Below are 16,519 nucleotides of genomic sequence, written 5' to 3'. Positions count from 1 at the left end.
CAAATGAGCTGCGAGGGTATAAACTCACGCAGCTATTCATTTCTTTACATAAAAATTGATAACAAACAGAAAAATAAAGATTTTTTTCTTTTTTATTAGGATTCTGTTCGTATTGATATATCAATTAAATGACATAATTTCGACGCGTGACAATGTTGTTGGATAGGAAGTAGCACTATGAAAACTCATCCGCTTTATGAGCCATGGCTACAAGCCATGCTTATTATTGCGAAACATTACCGGCTTGATTTTTCGTTAGAACATGTCCGGGTGGTGATTAATCACGAAAGCCAGTCACCGCGTCAACAAGTCCTGGAAGATATGGCTCGCCATTTGGGATTAGGATTGAGGAGAGTTTCGGTGAATGCCGAATTACTCGACCCCTGGCGTTTGCCGTTAATTGCTGAGTTTACTGGCGGTCAAATTGCAGTTATCAACCGGATGGATAAAGAGGGGAATGTTAGTCTTCAATTCAGCGGCGATAGTGGTCTTGAAACAGTATTAACGCGAGAGGAGCTTGCAACGCGCCTGCTAGGGGGGGTCGTGCTTCGCCCTCTTGAGTCAACGCCAGACGCACGCGTTGATGATTATATCAAACCTTATGAGAAAAACTGGTTCTGGCAACTGGCGCTGAAAGACTGGCGCCGTTATGGCGATATCATGCTGGTGGCGATGATCGCGAATGTACTGGCGCTTTCAGGCATGGTGTTTTCTATGCAGGTGTACGATCGCGTAGTTCCGTCACAGTCGGAAGCAACGCTATGGGTCCTCTTTGGAGGGGTCATGGTGGCTATTACCTTTGAGTTCATCATGCGTATGCTACGCGTCCATCTTTCAGATGTAATTGGTAAACGCGCAGACCTGCGGATCTCAGAACGCGTATTTGCTCATGCTCTGAGAATTAAAAATGGTGCGCGGTCAAAATCCACGGGCTCTTTCATCGCTCAAATCCGCGAGCTGGAATCGGTGCGAGAGTTGATTACCTCCACGACTATCGCGGCAATTTCCGATCTCCCCTTTTTCCTGTTGTTCGTTTTTATCCTCTGGATGATTGGCGGGCCGCTTGTGCTGGTGGTATTGCTGGCCGTTCCGTTGCTGCTAATCCCTGGACTGCTGGTACAACGTCCATTAGGACGGCTCTCCAGCGAAGGGATGCGCGAGTCGGCTATTCGTAACGCCACGTTGGTAGAGGCGGTACAGGGTCTTGAAGATATCAAGCTGATGCGTGCTGAGCAGCGTTTTCAAAATCAGTGGAATAACACCAATGATGTCGCCGCTAATGTGGCAATGAAACAGCGTTGGCTAACGGGGTTACTGCTGACCTGGACCCAGGAGGTTCAATCCATCGTTTATGCTGTGGTGCTGCTGATAGGTTGTTATCTGGTGATTAGTGGAGATATGACCACCGGCGCGTTAGTGGGTACCTCTATCCTTGCATCACGCACAATTGCTCCACTTTCACAAATTTCCGGCGTGCTCTCTCGCTGGCAGTCAGCAAAGGTTGCGCGTAAAGGGCTTGATGATCTGATGCAACGGCCAATTGACGATCCGCAATCCGGCAAGAAAGTTCATAAAGCCCATCTGCGCGGAAATTACGTCATGGAAGACGTGAGTTTCTATTATGATGAGGAAGAAAAACTTGATGTATTAAATATATCACGTCTCCATATTCAAGCCGGAGAACGTATTGCCCTGCTGGGACGTAACGGCTCAGGGAAAAGTACGCTTCTGCAACTTCTTGCGGGTATGCAGGAACCACAGCAAGGTTCCATCTTACTTGACGATATCTCACTCAATCATCTTGACCCTGCTGATTTACGCCGGGACATGCAGCTACTAAGCCAGCAGGCTCGCCTGTTCTTTGGCTCAGTGCGTGACAATATTATAATGGGCAATCCCTTAGCGACTGATGAGGAGATCCATCAGTCGCTGGTGATAACAGGAGCATTGGATTTCGTTCGTAAACAGAAAATGGGTCTGAATTACATTGTAAATGAGGGCGGGGCTGGTCTGTCTGGCGGTCAGCGACAGGCGCTATTACTCGCCCGCGCACTCTTAACATCACCTAATATTTTGCTGCTTGATGAACCGACGGCCTGGCTTGACGAGGTGAGTGAGAAACAGTTTATCGGCAGTCTGAAAGGCTGGTTGGGAAAAACGCGCACACTCATTGTCGCTACACACCGCTTACCTATCCTTGAACTGGTTGACCGCATCATTGTGCTGGATAACGGCCGAATTGTTATGGATGGACCACGAGATAGCATTCTTCGTGAACATGGTATGACTCCACAAAAAGCGGGCCAACGTACGGTAACAATGAAAAAAGCGACTTCTCAAAAAACGGTAATAAATGAGGAGGGCGTATGAGCGATTTCAGTCGTTTTAACAGTCGTCTTCAGGAGCCTCATCTTCCTCGCTCTAGTCTGGTGGTATGGAGCGTGGTGTCTATGCTTGTTGTTTTCATCGCGTGGGCAGGTTGGTTTCAACTTGATGAAGTTACAACCGGAAGCGGTAAAGTAGTGCCTTCTTCACATGAGCAGGTTATCCAGTCGCTGGAAGGCGGAATCATCCACAAATTGCTTGTTCAAGAAGGCGATATCGTTGAACGCGGACAGCAGGTTGCACAACTGGATCGAACAAAAACAGAATCCAGTGTTCTGGAAAGTGAATCCCGGTTAAATGCGGCGCTGGCAACTGCTTCACGTTTGACTGCCGAAGTGAATGGTACAGAACTTACTTTTCCGGCTGAGCTGGATGATTATATCGACCTGGTCAGACAAGAGACGGCACTTTTTACTTCACGCCGCGAAAGCCTGGAAAAGGGGGTTGCTGGATTACGTCAGGGAATGACGTTGGTCCAAAGAGAGTTGGCTCTTACTCAACCTTTGGTAAAGCAGGGGGCTGCCAGTAATGTGGAAGTTCTTCGCCTGCAACGGCAAAAGAACGAATTAGAAAACAAAGTGACAGAAATGCAGAATCAATACTTTGTGCGCGCACGTGAAGAATTAGCCAAAGCGAATGCCGAAATTGAAGCGCAACGTTCCGTAATGAAAGGTCGTGAAGACTCTCTAACCCGGCTGACTTTCAACGCACCGGTGAGAAGCATTGTTAAAGATATTGATGTAACGACAGTCGGCGGTGTTATACCGCCAAATGGCAAATTGATGACTCTGGTTCCACTGGATGATCAGATGGTTATTGAAGCGAAAATCTCGCCCAGAGATGTTGCATTCATTCACCCTGGACAAGCGGCGTTAGTTAAAATTACAGCTTATGACTATTCCATTTATGGAGGTCTTCAGGGTGAAGTAATGATGATTTCACCGGATACAATCCAGGATGATGTAAAACGCGATGTCTATTTTTATCGTGTCTATATCAGAACTAACACTAATCACCTTGAAAACAAACAGGGTAAAGAGTTTCCAATATTTCCTGGCATGATTGCTACTGTTGATATAAAAACGGGCAGTAAATCGATACTCGATTATTTGTTAAAACCATTGAACAAAGCAAAAGAGGCGCTACGAGAAAGATAAAAAAAGCGATCGACGCAAATCGAACGCTTGTAACTTATTACAGGATAACACGAAGGGATGGCATAAAATTTAACTATTTTTCAGGATGTAAATTCAGATAATGCATGACATACGCAAAATATAGACCTGTATAGTTTTCGACGAGTTGAATAAATGATGGGTAAATTTCAATCAATCCATCTGCTCTTTCTTTCAGGTAACCCGTGCCTTGGGCAACTTTTATAATTTTGCTGACATGAATCCGTGACACAAAAAATTCTTTGGCCAGTGCATTCGATGAGTAATTAATGATAGCCCCTCGAGTGGTCATGTTTTCTATGGCTTGCAAGTAAAGATAAAGCATAATCATTCGCCCTCCATCTTTTCCAATAAACACTCCGACTTCGGGTAGATTTTCTTTGAAGGTCACTCCGCGAAAAAGGTATTGAGCCGCTCGTCTGAAAAAGTCTTGTCGGGGCACTTCATCATCCAGTAAATCTACCGAGATATTATATTCGGGATAGAGCAAATTCAACGGCAAAAACGCGCCAGACATATATCTTTTAAGTTCATCAATTCCTTTTTGTGTTGGCATAATCAGGACTTTTCTTCTGTCTTCCGGGCTACGCCATGTTTTAATTCTGTTCGTCGTTTTCAATAGGGCAATTATTGCGATGACGCTATTAGGACTGGCTATTTTATATCTGGAACAAAGTTCTTTAATATCTGACACGCATGATGCTTGGTTGCCAAAAATAAAGCAGCACACTGAGAGTGCAATGTTTAACCTTGATTCTTGAAGCATTACTTTGTAGAACAAAGGTTGCTTCTTATAAAGTTTATCATTGATTTGATAATGTTCTCTTATGGCAGCCCTAAATTTAGGATTGTCTTTTATAATGTTTTTTCGATGAAGCAATGCCTCTGAAGGAGTTTTGGCTTTCATATGGTAGACCTATGTTTAATTATTTAAATAATGTTGATGTGTTGATGTGTTGATGTGTTGATGTGTTCAGATAGCTCGCCATCAATTTATTATACATTGGAAATAATAATATTACTTTTAATATCTAATCATATTATGAACGTAAGGTGATATTTGATAAGTTCACCACAAAGTTCAGAAGTCAAAGAATATCGTAGCCTGGCTTAAATGACATGCAGGAGGACTCAGACACTCTATTTTGATAATGTTCTCTAGCCTTTTCTTTGTTAATTTTTTTAACACAATATCGAGCTGTATACGAAGCCGATTCGAAAGAAAATCCTGCGCCAATGGAATGGCCATGTGGCCATAATTCCCTAAGAATATTGGATATGAACTGATAATGAAGGCGGGCTAATTTCGAGCCATATTCACCATAGCCTAAATAGCGGATTTTATGATTAAAGCATTTACGCATTCGCTTAAGAAACAAAGTTAAGTTGGGGCGATAAAGAGTTGGAAAGTCGTATTGTTTTGAGACCAGGAATTGTCTCTGAATGTATTTTGGTATTAATTCTTTTTCGAAGTACCTTTATATTAACTTTGAAGTTAATTCTGACTTTAAATATTACCATCCATTTATCACATAGATTGATTTCAACATGCTTTCAAATTATTTACAGCAATCTGTTAAGTATTCTTTATATCTTTTATGTCTGTAGTAATCATGAGTAGATAAAAATTCCTTATTCGCGACTTTGTAATAATTACTTGAATATAGCAAACGTATTACTGGTCTAACCATAGTTGAGTGCATTATTTGAGAGTCAACTCTCGATATTTCATTCCCTTCAAATTGATAGTCAATGTCACTTTATCTCTCTAAGTCTATGATTTAACTAAGATATTATAATATCTATTTTTCATTTGCATTGGTGGCACCCTTTCTGAAAATTGTATTTATCTCTGCAAAGCATAACTCGATTACGTCTAATTTAGAATATGTCGAATTTGAATCTTCAGTTTTGAAGGAATAATATTATACTCATATACATCTGAAAACTCTTCTCGTTGTCGCGTTTATTTGAATCAGTTTAATAAATTATAGTGCGCGTCCGAGTCGTTTGTTGTCGACGATAGCGCCCTGGTCGATTTCTGAAAGGCGATCATAAGTGGAGTAGGGAAGAGCAGTCGCGTTGAGCCGGAGCTCTTTTCTCCCATCTGGATAGTGCCAGACTTCGATATATTTCCCGATGGTCCTTCGGCTTAGCTCAGAGTCTTCAGTCAGATACAGTACTTTGTCATATTGCACTGTCAGGGATTTTGAAACACGACGGGGTTCCCGCCACGTGAAAAATGCTGCCAGATCATCATCATTTTCAAGCGGCTATGGACATCGAAGTTGGGCACGTTTTACACGGCCTTTGGTAGAGCTTGTTTTCGCGCAGATAGTCTGGATAAGTGTGTGTGGCGGTATCAGCTTGGAACTGGCCTACATTCAAAAACAGCTAATGCCGAAGTGGGCAAAAGTTAAAGCACAAAAGAAGAAGCGTTCCAGTTTGCAGTAACCAGAATCACATCCAGCTAATGCACAGGCTTGCACAATCCAAAATATGAAACAGGTTCTGATGATGTCGGTCAGGTAGATGAAGAAGCTACAAGCCAGCACGGACTCTCGAGCGCAGTGAGAGTTTGGCCATAACGTTCCTCGGTCTGAACCAGAGGATGCAAGACAATCCAATAAAACTGATGCACCAGTCTGGCTACAATTCTCGTTACCTGACGTTAGTGCGCATAATGTATATTATGTTAAATGCAATATCACAGACCGCACGTACTAGTGCCTGCGCCTGTTCCTTGTCTTGTCTCTCCCGGAACAACTTATTTTTGGGCAAGTAGATAAACTCTGGATCAGTAATATTCAGTCTGATGGTTCGTAAACATCACCGTGGCCCCGTCTCTATAGTCATCATCATATGCGGTGATGATTGAACAAAGCCGGGCATTTCCATCGGGCTGGTAGCTACAACTCTGTTTTAACCAGACGGTTGTTCCCCTAACCTTCAACGATGATTCAAAATCGAGAAACTGCGGATTTCCTGCTGGATAAGAGATAATTTTGTCGGTGTGCTTTTGATAATCGCGAATGCGTACCGGAAACTGACCATAACGGTATTCGAACCTTTTGCTCACATCGCCGGTTTCCCGGTTAGTCATTGTCTCCAGTAATCCACGTGAATTGTAACTCAGCAAGAATTTGCCACGGTCATTCTCTAGCTCGGTGAGCTGACAATCCTGGTTGACCTTGCCAGTGATTTGCTGACCATTGCGTGAGGTCAGGTTGCCATTATTGTTTTCGATATGAAACTCATTTCCACTTATCTTATCGACCATATTTACACGAGTGAAACAACCATTACGGTCATACCAGACATCGGTCATGGCCTGTAACTCCCCTGCACTGTTTCTGATCCATTGCAGGCTATGCTTGACCTTCCCGCTGCTCGGATCGTGACTGAATAACAGTGCGGCATTAAGCACTGTGGGATTGAATAACACCGGCGATGCCGCATATGCATTTATCGTCAGACAAAAGAACGTAGGGAATAGAAATTTTAATTTCATTGTTATCTGCTATGGAGGCTTAAGAAAGTGTGTTCACTCGTGCGTTTGTGATGGTTTAAAACCATGATGAATGTAGAAGTTTTCAACTTCATTAACAAGGGGTATGTATAACAAATGTTATACATACCCAGCCCGAGATCATTACCTCACTTGCGACAAAAAACAGATGGTGAGCGGCTGGTATAAAAATGCCATGTGCTGTTATTGAGTCTTAATATGCTGAAATAAAAGGGTTCTTTTGGCTTGAGATAAAAATTAGGTAGCGTTCTTTCCAGCAATGGATGAATCGTTGTGCTGCCTGTGCTTGATGCTACGTTTTCAGACTCAAGGAAATAATCGTCCTCTCTGCGGATGAAGTTGAACCAGACATTCTGATTCACTGCCAATATCTCCCCGTTATTATCGGTGATTTTTCCGCGCAAAATAGCAACGCCACGGGCGCCATTAAAAACGTATCTCACAGAAATATCACCACGAATATCGGGATACTCCATCATTAATTCCCCGGAACAATCGAAATTTGAGCGCTGCCAGTTCTGGAGTATTAACGTAGCGACGATCGTCATTACCATCGCCAAGATGATGCAAAGACTCCATTTTAAATTATACTCCCACATTTCGGGACTCCGTGAAATAATAATATGTAATACAGTCATTATCCCGCCAATGACTATATTGTTGTCGACAGGTTAATGCAGAGACCCGCGGAAAATGAGGATACATAGTTAGATAAATCCAGGGATGACTCTGACAGTCCAGCGCACTGGTGTGTATAAATTGATGATGCTGGTCAAATTTTAGTACATCCGGATTCGCGTACCAGTGACATCCCTTCCCTATACTCAGCGGTATATAACGGCTAAGCCGGGAATCAAATTGTGTTTGCCAGGTTGCGAATGAGGCTAAAAAGCAAATGAGCACACCTGCCAGAACCCACCAGAGCGTATGTTTGCGTGGCGATTTTGGTGTTGCTTCTGGCGTCGAGACTGGCGAGATTATTGGGCCGCAGAGAAGATCGTCCATCTCCTGCTCAAGCACCTGCAACTGTGGCTCAAGACGGATCCCTACTCTCGGTACGGTGACGATCAGTTCTTCATTCAGACCAAGCTCTTTAAAAGCGCGACGTAGCAATGAGATGTTCTGATAAAATGTATTATTAGTGACCTGAGCACCATTAATAAACCAGACATGTTCAAAGAAATAATCGCGTTCAATAACCTGGCCCTGCCGTTGTATTAATAATGATAAACAACGAGCTGCCGGGGTATTTAGCGTTAAACGTTTCGTCTCATCTGATTTTGCGTGTAATAGATTGCGCTCTGGCCAGAATACGACGGTACCGTTGAGCAAAAAAACTTTTGCCATCATGATCCCTGAATGTTATTTATTTGAAATTAGTTTATCCTGTGTTAATTCACGACACCTGAAAATCCCCAACGATTTCCTTCATCGTTAATCACCGTAAAGTTTATCTTATTATTCTTCATTTCCGCAGTGGCTAAATTAAAAATCGTGCGCCGGGAATGCGGTGAAACCACTATTCCACTTGTGGAATAGTCTCCTAATAATACATTAGCCAGAGTAATGTTCCATGAACTATCATTTACAGCGTAAATCTCCCCAGCTTCATAATGAAAGCTCAGAAGATTGATGGTTTTTTCAGTCAACACGCCTGTATTTTTCGGTCTCCATAGGACTTTAAGCTGATTTCTAAGCGCTAATCGCACTTTTTCACCAGCCTGAGCGACCTTCATCTCAGGCGGAATTTGATAAACATTAAGCCAGAATAATGATTCGCGATCGCCTGCGAGCCCGCTACCTGTCGTCATGATCCGCAGTTCTCGCTGTTCCCCTGGCTGAATTTTCAATACCGGCGGAAGCACAACAAAAGGCGCGTTCGTTTGGGATGGACCATTTTCGGGCGATCCGTCATCCACCCAACTTTGCACTACCACCGGATAATCACCATCGTTTACCAGCATCACCGTGCGCTGCGTTTCACCCTGGTTAAAAATCACGCGTGTCGTGCCGATATTAACCGCGGCCTGCGCGCTAAGGACAAACAGCCAGATGCTACTGAATACGCAATAAAACTTGTACATGTGACTGATAGCTCCCCGCCGTTAACGTATCCGCACCAAAACTCGCAAGACGTGCTTCGAAGGTTTCGCTGTAGTAATTCACACCATCCTGACTTCCATTTTGCTGTGTATTACTGCCAATAACCGGCATCCACCCACCTTCGGTGCCACTGCCTGCAGTTGTCACTGCCATAAAATTCACCGGATTACCTGCCCGGTAAACGCGTACACCAACACCTCTGGCACGTCCGGCGGCACCGTATTGCGTATCAAGCAACCAGGTTACCGTTTTGCCTGTGATCAAATTAAAGTTCCAGGCGCTATTGACGCTGCTTTCCGGCGCGAGCAGTCCCATCGCCACATTACTCTTTCCCTTTGCTATGCCCGAAACCACCGTTGATTCACAGGCAAAATCAATCTGGAATGGCGCAGAGGAATATTCCCCTCGTTTGAGCTGGGCCACGGAAATAACCGGCAGATGTACCACCGGAGTAAAGTCCGTCACCTGGCACATTGCCGCACGTTTAATTGTTATGCCGTTATTGTAAAGGCTTATAACCGATGGCCAGTCATAGGCCCAGCCCGCCCAGTTGCTGTTACGGTGAGGCTGCCCTATTTTAATACCCCAGGACGCTGTTCCTGGCCCCCGAAACACCACGTAAGCGTTGGGATTCACATAGCTGTCATAAGTCGCGGATTGCTGCTGATTATAGAAGTAACGAATATCCAGAGTTTTAATTAGCTCCGCGCTTATCGTCGAGAAGTTTTTCGCTTTAATCAGGAAATTACCATTGGTGTCGAGATCCAAATTTTCCAGTGGGCGTTGTTGCCAGCTGTCGGTAAAGATGCTGCCGGTTGGGTCAGGCGCAGAGCCACATTTTTCATCAATGTTAAATAAGCACCCGGTACATCCGTCGCTTCATGCCACCCGCCGTAGTAATCATCGCCGTTAGTTGACCAGGCTTCATACAGCTGTCCGCCGGTATCCGGGGTACAGCGGAAAAAGACCTGTTCCGGATCGTACCCTCCCCCCTTGTGCGCATAGGTCGTAAACGGGATACCACCGCTTGATGTCAGGATCGTACCTGCAGGCTGAAAACCTGAATTGCTGGTGATATCAACAGACTTACTCAGGCCCGGTAGCAGGCCGTTCCAGGCATCGTTTCCGCCGCCAGATCGCCAGTCATTGGCGATACCATCCGTCGCGGCACTCAGGCGGTACGATCCAAGAGCACTGTTACTTCCTGATTTGTAAGGGTAAATGATAGGTTCGCATGCGGCCTGCACTCCAGAGGAAAGCAGAGCTAACAGCAGGATAAATAGTTTCATAACTGTCCTTTTTCCTTGCAGGCCTGAGTTAATGCAATCAGCGGTTCGGTGCGCTGTTGCTCGTTAAGTATCCATGGCAGCGAGCAATTACTGCCTTCGATTGTCAGTAGTCCCTGTTCACCTTCCACACGGGCATACACCTGATTTCCCTGAGCCACCATACCCACGATGCGTCCCCGATCATCGGTCACGGATGCTCCCACCGGGAGTGTCTCTTTGCCGTTCACAGTAATGAGTAGTGGGTAACCAGAAAGCGTCGCAAAACGCAGTTTTACTGCCGCTCCGGCCATTGGAGCGATACGACGCTGGCTCTCCTGTAGCTCAACATGGTTATCCATTTCGCTACTGTCGATAGTCACATTGTTATAGCGGTAAGGTGTTAACGACGGCACCAGTGCGTAACCGCCACGATTGACTATCGCTCCCTGTCCTCCACCGACTCTGGCACCTGCCGCTCCCGGCGCTTCCACCAAAGCAAAGGTGTCGCCCACCCACGGCCCTGCGACGACGCCATGGCGATGCACGACTACCGCACCACGTACGCCAGCAGTCCACTGCTGATAGTTCTGTGCCTGTGAAACACTGCCATTCAGCGTGCCGAATGCGGTATTTTTTTGTAGCGATCCGCTCCAGTCGGTCACAGCGCTGGACTCATCTTTAGCCTGCTGCCAGCCCGTAGACAGCGCGTAATTGACCGTCTCCGCGCTATCGAGTGCACCGGACAGTGACACCTGCGCATTGCGCCCGGCCTGCTGACCCTGACTTGCGGACAATGCCACCGTGTGCTCGCGCTCTCCAAAGCTGAGTGGCATCGAGAATGTGAACGTTGCGACATTCTCTTTTTGCGCCTGTGTGCTGTCCCCGTTACGCCACCAGGTGTTTTGCCGACTGAAGGAGACGCCAAGCGCCACGCGCCCGAGGGTGGTGTTATACCCGGCCTGCAACTGAGTGCTGTTCCCTCGGTCGTCGTAGTAGTCCATCATCGATCCGGAACACCACAGATTTCCGTAACCACCCAGCGTCTGGTTTATGGTGGCGGTAAACTGGTTACGCTGGCGTAGTGTGTCCGAACGCCATGCTGTATCGCCTTCGGTAACGCTTCGTTCGCCCAGTACATCCCCGTAATCACGATAGCCTTCCGTGGAATAGCGATAACCTGCCAGCGCTACGTGCGTGCCCGTCGGACTAAATGTTTTGCTCCAGTTGGTTTGCAGACGCCAGCCGCTCAGGGACTGAGATGCCATGTGCGCCCGCGATCCAGTAATATCGACGCCAAAAGCGCCCATAGTGGTCGCCAGCACGCCGCCCATCAGCAACGCCTGATAATCATCACCGATACGCAAGGCAGCGTTCGCAGTCAGTAAATTGCTCATTCCACGTTCCAACGTAAAATCGGCAAACGGAGCGTCGGCTGTGCCGTAATCTCGGGTTTTGCCTGCTACCAGACCGTAGCGCCAGACTCCGGGCCGCAGCGACAAAGGCACACTGGCGTATGGTACGGTGTAGCCACTTTTTTTGCCGTCTGCGCCGGTGATTTCAACTTCTAAATCTCCATCCCAGGCCGTATTTGGCAAGTCGTCGAGCACAAATGGTCCCTGCGGCACGCTGGTTTCATAAAGCGTGCGACCATTTTGTTTGACTGCTACACGTGAAGGCGTCGATGCCGTACCGCGGATTTCTGGCGCGTAGCCGCGCCGCGACTGAGGCCACATCCGTTGATCGGTTTCCAGTTTGATTCCGGTAAACGCCATGCTGCCAAGTAAATTGCCTGACGTGTAGCTTTCACCTGCGGTAAGTACGCTTTCCAGTTTTGCGATCGGGTGCTGTAACCAGGTTTGCAGCGCATCCCAGCGTTGAGTTTCTCGATAGTCATCGCGCCGCCAGTTAGCGGAGGACTGCTGGCGAAACTGCCAGCTGCCAATATTGAAGCCACTGCTCAGTCCCAGCCAGCCGTAATCACTTTGCTGCCCGCCGCTTTTGTTGTGATAGACGTGCAGGTTATAGTTGCTGAACAACACACTTTCGCCACTCTGCCACTGCGAAGGAGGTACATAATCCAGCGGTGTTCGTTTAAGAGCTGCCTGTGGAACGCTGAGATTCAAACGCAGCAGGCCCTGGTCGAAATTCCACAGCCCACCGCTAATACGCGTTTCCGGCTCAAGACAAGCATCTGGCAATGCTTCCATCGACGCCGTAACGCCCTGCTCATCCCAGAATTTAACGGGTAAACAAGGCGCAATACGTCCTTCGGTGTTCGGGCGAAACAGCACATCATCCCGGCCTATGTACTTTCCGTTCAGCCAGATATCCACACTGTAACGCCCGGCGGCAACGGCATCCTGATCGTTGAACTGTGCCAGTCCTTTCTCGTAACCACTTCCGAGCAGTAGTGCCTCGTCGAAAGTGTAAACGTTCGCCAGAACGGGCGTGACGCCGGAAAGAAGCAGCCAACACCAATGTGGATTAATAGCGGACATTATCCGGATTCTCCACCGTCACACGTCCACTTAACGTTGCGCCCTGATCGTTAATCCAGCGCATCTGCGCCTCACTCAAAAGCGACACTTTCGCAGGCCATGATACGGTCGTCCACGGGGCTACCGTTTCGCTCTGAATACGCTGCTTTTTACCCGCCCCGTTGACGTCAAGCGAGGAAAGCGCAAGGTAATAACCACTGTTATTACGCAAAAACAGTTTGCCATCCTGTAGCCAGACACGGCTAGTCATTGCCATCTCCAGCGGTGAGCCCACCAGCCCTTTTGGTCTCATCAGCACTTTTACGCGGCTGCGTACCAGTACCATCAGTTGATTGTCTGCTTGAGCGCCCTTTTCCGTTGGCGGGATCTGAATGAAGTTAAACCACCACAACGTCTCTCTGTCCTGTACCACCGGTTTTCCAACATATCGCAGTCGCACGGTTTGCCCAGCCTGAGCCGCCAGTCGGAAGACTGGCGGCGTGGTGATAAAAGGAGCATTGGCGGTTTGTGGGACTGATTGAGGGTTACCATCATCCAGCCAGACCTGTACCACGCTGGGGAAATCATCGCGGTTGGTCAGCTGTACGCTGGCTTCCCGGCTGTCAACCGGATAGATAATCCGACTGCCTGTCATGACGACGCTTGCCTGTGTGCTGGCGCACATCAGTATTCCGGCCAAAACTATAGCCAATCCTTTCATCACCCAGAGCTCTCTTACAGGTAAGAGACTGCGTACTGTACGGTACCGATGACCGTACCAGCGTTCGCATTGCCATTTGGGCTGTAATACTGCACGGCATAGTCGTGTTCACCGGTAGTATTACCTGCTGCAACGGTGATCCCGTCAACGGGTGTTGAATTTCGCAGATCAATGACCGCTGTACCCAAACTGTCGGTCATCAATTGCAGCTCAACACCTTGCGCTGTACCGGTATTGGCGAGGTTACCGTGCTGGGTCATATTATTGGCAACGAATACCGTCTTGATATTCAGTGCGTTGGTATCAGCGGTACACCCGGTCACTCCCAGAGTGAATGCTGTCAGACCCGCTACAGAGTCTAGGCTTGTCAGCTCGCTTTTAGCTACAGTAGGCAGTAACACCACCGGGCGTGCGTTCACACCGTTAACGGTGACTTCGCAAGTTTGCTCGGTCACTTCACCTTTAAAAGTGATGGTATTAGCTGAATCAGCATGAGCCGCCGTCTGAGCAAGTAACAATGCAAGGCTACCGGCAACAAATATATGGCTGGCATGGGAGGTATTGATTTTCATATTGTCTATCCTTAAATAAAAATACACTGACATCCTGACCATGCATGCAATATCCCCTGCAATTGAAAACAGGATATTTATTTGCGGCAGTAAAGAGGTCAGTAAGGTCTTATGGCACCATAGGAGTAGCCCTACGATAATTGGTAGTTTAAGAATTATCTTGGCAAATAAAACCTTTATTTTCTCAAATAACATAAAGAACGATCTTAAATAAGATATGTAATCTTAAAATTCATTGTAACGTATTGATTTGGTTTATTTAATCATGAAACCCTATCTCAAATATAATTTTTTCTTAAGGTTGTGATAAGTATATTAAATGCGTAATCGTCATAGATTTATAATGAAATGGATTATCGCGGATAGAGTGTGACTCTAAAAAAATGCCTGGCCCCACTTCACTACGAGCATATGAAGCAAATTGGAGTGGTGTATGATTTTATTGATATATTTAGAATGAGAACAATAAAAGTATTTATATTGGCTGGTAGAAAGCAAACGTCCCGCATTATGCGGGACGAAGGAAATATGCGTTATGAGCGCTTACGCGGCATCATCCGCAATAGCGTGTTATCCTTCCAGAAATAGTGATGCATCAGGGCTGCTGCTGCATGCAGGCCTATAACAAAATAACCCAACTTTGCCAGCGTCACGTGCAAGGACTTCAGCATATCGACCATATCGAAGTTGGCTTCTGCCGCATGCGGCATGACAATGCCGAACGCTATCCACGGATTCCCCCGGTTGTACATCATCACCAGACCAATAACTGGCAATACGATAAACAGCAAATAGATAATCAAATGTCCAAGATGCGCCATTCCGGTCATCATCGGTTTAGGCTTTGGCACAATTGGCGGTGCCGGGTACTTAAGCCTGACCAACAAACGCGCCACCATCAGCACTAAAATCGTGATACCACAGGAAACATGCACCATGTTGAACCAGGGACGATAGCTGCGAGGCGCAAATCCACGCAGTTCCATCGCACAGTAGGTCGCGATCACCAACAAAAAGACCAGCCAGTGGATACCAATCTGTAGGCCAGAATACTTATTCCCCATAACACTTCCTGAGTAAAAACAATGATGCGTCAACATAACCAGCTTTTGTTAAAAATTCATTAACTTTTGTTCGCTCATTTTCAGTCAGTTACGCTTAACCGCAAAAACAGGCATTGCCCCTGGTGGCTGACTGGTCTATGCCTGGTAGGGAAAATATGTGGTACCGCTTCACCCTGACAGGAGAAAACCATGAGTAAAATTGGCATTAACGGTTTTGGTCGTATCGGTCGTCTGGTATTGCGTCGGCTACTGGAAGTCAAAAGCAGCGTTGACGTCGTTGCCATTAACGATCTGACCTCACCGAAAATTCTCGCCTACCTGCTAAAACACGACTCAAACTACGGTCCGTTCCCCTGGAGCGTCGACTTTACTGAAGATGCGCTTATTGTAGATGGCAAAAAAATCGCCGTTTACGCAGAAAAAGAGGCCAAAAATATTCCGTGGAAAACCACAGGTGCGGAAATTGTCATTGAGTGTACTGGTTTTTATACTTCAACGGAAAAAGCCAACGCCCACCTGGATGCAGGTGCCAGGAAAGTATTGATCTCCGCCCCTGCTGGTGACATGAAGACTATTGTCTTTAACGTCAATGACGACACTTTGGATGCTAACGATCAGATTATCTCGGTCGCATCCTGTACCACTAACTGTCTGGCGCCTATGGCGAAAGCATTGCACGATAACTTCGGTATTCAGCTTGGTACTATGACCACCATCCACGCGTATACGGGAACACAGTCGCTGGTTGACGGTCCGCGAGGCAAAGATTTACGCGCTTCACGGGCGGCGGCAGAGAACATCATTCCGCATACCACCGGTGCGGCGAAAGCGATTGGTCTGGTTATTCCAGCATTGAGCGGAAAATTGAAAGGACACGCCCAGCGCGTTCCGGTGAAGACCGGTTCTGTTACGGAGCTGGTTTCGGTGTTGGGCAAAAAAGTGACCACCGAAGATGTCAATAATGCGCTGAAGAAGGCGACGCTGAATAATGAGTCGTTCGGCTACACCGATGAAGAGATTGTCTCATCAGATGTCATTGGATCACATTTCGGTTCGGTATTTGATGCCACACAAACGGAGATTACTGAAGTTGGCGATCTGCAACTGGTCAAAACCGTCGCCTGGTACGACAACGAATACGGTTTTGTGACCCAACTGGTTCGCACGCTGGAAAAACTCATCAAGCTTTAATACGTTAGCAGATGCCGGGTGGCACCCCTGCTCA

The 16,519-nt window shown here is 46.8% G+C and carries 15 protein-coding genes and 1 pseudogene; 3 read left to right on the top strand and 13 right to left on the bottom strand.

The window, feature by feature from the left end:
• Positions 1-177: 177 nt before the first annotated feature.
• Positions 178-2,370, top strand: a complete 2,193-nt coding sequence (locus tag OGX98_RS20385) for a type I secretion system permease/ATPase (protein WP_225760909.1) — start codon at positions 178-180, stop codon at positions 2,368-2,370.
• Positions 2,367-3,542, top strand: a complete 1,176-nt coding sequence (locus OGX98_RS20380) for a beta-barrel domain-containing protein (RefSeq protein ID WP_200013202.1) — start codon at positions 2,367-2,369, stop codon at positions 3,540-3,542. Before OGX98_RS20385 ends, OGX98_RS20380 begins: the two co-directional genes overlap by 4 nt.
• A 73-nt stretch (positions 3,543-3,615) precedes the next feature.
• Here OGX98_RS20380 and OGX98_RS20375 read toward each other — a convergent pair whose 3' ends face one another.
• From OGX98_RS20375 to cybB, 13 genes and pseudogenes are all read right to left on the bottom strand, one after another.
• Complete coding sequence (locus OGX98_RS20375) at positions 3,616-4,467, bottom strand: MarR family transcriptional regulator (RefSeq protein ID WP_286595868.1); 852 nt, start codon at positions 4,465-4,467, stop codon at positions 3,616-3,618.
• Between the two features lie 181 nt (positions 4,468-4,648).
• The gene (locus OGX98_RS24130) at positions 4,649-4,939 is read right to left on the bottom strand and encodes a hypothetical protein (protein ID WP_502873568.1); all 291 of its coding nucleotides are present in this window, start codon (positions 4,937-4,939) and stop codon (positions 4,649-4,651) included.
• A 612-nt stretch (positions 4,940-5,551) separates the two neighbouring features.
• Positions 5,552-5,850 (bottom strand): annotated as a pseudogene (locus OGX98_RS20370) (ISNCY family transposase); the annotation flags it as partial.
• A 507-nt stretch (positions 5,851-6,357) separates the two neighbouring features.
• Complete coding sequence (locus OGX98_RS20365; protein WP_286595866.1) at positions 6,358-7,071, bottom strand: YnfC family lipoprotein; 714 nt, start codon at positions 7,069-7,071, stop codon at positions 6,358-6,360.
• Between the two features lie 146 nt (positions 7,072-7,217).
• Positions 7,218-7,688 carry a YqeJ family protein gene (locus OGX98_RS20360; protein ID WP_286595865.1) on the bottom strand — a complete coding sequence of 157 codons (471 nt, stop codon included), beginning with the start codon at positions 7,686-7,688 and terminating at the stop codon, positions 7,218-7,220.
• Positions 7,675-8,439: a winged helix-turn-helix domain-containing protein gene (locus OGX98_RS20355; RefSeq protein WP_286595863.1), complete on the bottom strand. Its 765-nt coding sequence runs from the start codon at positions 8,437-8,439 to the stop codon at positions 7,675-7,677. Before OGX98_RS20355 ends, OGX98_RS20360 begins: the two co-directional genes overlap by 14 nt.
• A 41-nt stretch (positions 8,440-8,480) precedes the next feature.
• Entirely contained in the window at positions 8,481-9,173 is a 693-nt protein-coding gene (locus OGX98_RS20350; RefSeq protein ID WP_045442804.1) for a fimbrial biogenesis chaperone, read from the bottom strand.
• Positions 9,145-9,960, bottom strand: coding sequence for a fimbrial protein (locus OGX98_RS20345; protein WP_286595862.1), 816 nt, complete (start codon positions 9,958-9,960; stop codon positions 9,145-9,147). The genes OGX98_RS20350 and OGX98_RS20345 overlap by 29 nt, the downstream gene beginning before the upstream one ends.
• A complete protein-coding gene (locus OGX98_RS20340; RefSeq protein WP_286595860.1) occupies positions 9,930-10,481 on the bottom strand; it encodes a fimbrial protein in 552 nt (183 codons plus the stop codon). The genes OGX98_RS20345 and OGX98_RS20340 overlap by 31 nt, the downstream gene beginning before the upstream one ends.
• The gene (locus tag OGX98_RS20335; RefSeq protein ID WP_286595858.1) at positions 10,478-12,958 is read right to left on the bottom strand and encodes a fimbria/pilus outer membrane usher protein; all 2,481 of its coding nucleotides are present in this window, start codon (positions 12,956-12,958) and stop codon (positions 10,478-10,480) included. Before OGX98_RS20335 ends, OGX98_RS20340 begins: the two co-directional genes overlap by 4 nt.
• Positions 12,945-13,622, bottom strand: a complete 678-nt coding sequence (locus OGX98_RS20330; protein WP_225760915.1) for a fimbrial biogenesis chaperone — start codon at positions 13,620-13,622, stop codon at positions 12,945-12,947. The genes OGX98_RS20335 and OGX98_RS20330 overlap by 14 nt, the downstream gene beginning before the upstream one ends.
• Positions 13,623-13,672: 50 nt before the next feature.
• Positions 13,673-14,230: a fimbrial protein gene (locus OGX98_RS20325; RefSeq protein ID WP_045442814.1), complete on the bottom strand. Its 558-nt coding sequence runs from the start codon at positions 14,228-14,230 to the stop codon at positions 13,673-13,675.
• A 533-nt stretch (positions 14,231-14,763) separates the two neighbouring features.
• Positions 14,764-15,294, bottom strand: coding sequence for a cytochrome b561 (gene cybB, locus OGX98_RS20320; RefSeq protein WP_286595854.1), 531 nt, complete (start codon positions 15,292-15,294; stop codon positions 14,764-14,766).
• A gap of 189 nt (positions 15,295-15,483) precedes the next feature.
• Here cybB and gap point away from each other — a divergent pair, with 189 nt between their 5' ends.
• Positions 15,484-16,485, top strand: coding sequence for a type I glyceraldehyde-3-phosphate dehydrogenase (gap, locus tag OGX98_RS20315; RefSeq protein WP_045442819.1), 1,002 nt, complete (start codon positions 15,484-15,486; stop codon positions 16,483-16,485).
• Positions 16,486-16,519 lie beyond the last annotated feature (34 nt).

Origin of the sequence: Citrobacter sp. Cm046 (assembly GCF_030333065.1) — a bacterium.
Lineage (GTDB): Bacteria > Pseudomonadota > Gammaproteobacteria > Enterobacterales > Enterobacteriaceae > Citrobacter > Citrobacter murliniae.
The sequence above is the reverse complement of the archived record's forward strand: the minus strand, read 5'-3'. Positions and strand labels throughout refer to the sequence as shown.

Coding starts and splice junctions, on each gene's coding strand:
- OGX98_RS20385 (WP_225760909.1), top strand. CDS start 178: ATGAAAACTCATCCGCTTTATGAGCCATGGCTACAAGCCATGCTTATT.
- OGX98_RS20380 (WP_200013202.1), top strand. CDS start 2,367: ATGAGCGATTTCAGTCGTTTTAACAGTCGTCTTCAGGAGCCTCATCTT.
- OGX98_RS20375 (WP_286595868.1), bottom strand. CDS start 4,467: ATGAAAGCCAAAACTCCTTCAGAGGCATTGCTTCATCGAAAAAACATT.
- OGX98_RS20365 (WP_286595866.1), bottom strand. CDS start 7,071: ATGAAATTAAAATTTCTATTCCCTACGTTCTTTTGTCTGACGATAAAT.
- OGX98_RS20360 (WP_286595865.1), bottom strand. CDS start 7,688: ATGTGGGAGTATAATTTAAAATGGAGTCTTTGCATCATCTTGGCGATG.
- OGX98_RS20355 (WP_286595863.1), bottom strand. CDS start 8,439: ATGATGGCAAAAGTTTTTTTGCTCAACGGTACCGTCGTATTCTGGCCA.
- OGX98_RS20350 (WP_045442804.1), bottom strand. CDS start 9,173: ATGTACAAGTTTTATTGCGTATTCAGTAGCATCTGGCTGTTTGTCCTT.
- OGX98_RS20340 (WP_286595860.1), bottom strand. CDS start 10,481: ATGAAACTATTTATCCTGCTGTTAGCTCTGCTTTCCTCTGGAGTGCAG.
- OGX98_RS20335 (WP_286595858.1), bottom strand. CDS start 12,958: ATGTCCGCTATTAATCCACATTGGTGTTGGCTGCTTCTTTCCGGCGTC.
- OGX98_RS20330 (WP_225760915.1), bottom strand. CDS start 13,622: ATGTGCGCCAGCACACAGGCAAGCGTCGTCATGACAGGCAGTCGGATT.
- OGX98_RS20325 (WP_045442814.1), bottom strand. CDS start 14,230: ATGAAAATCAATACCTCCCATGCCAGCCATATATTTGTTGCCGGTAGC.
- cybB (WP_286595854.1), bottom strand. CDS start 15,294: ATGGGGAATAAGTATTCTGGCCTACAGATTGGTATCCACTGGCTGGTC.
- gap (WP_045442819.1), top strand. CDS start 15,484: ATGAGTAAAATTGGCATTAACGGTTTTGGTCGTATCGGTCGTCTGGTA.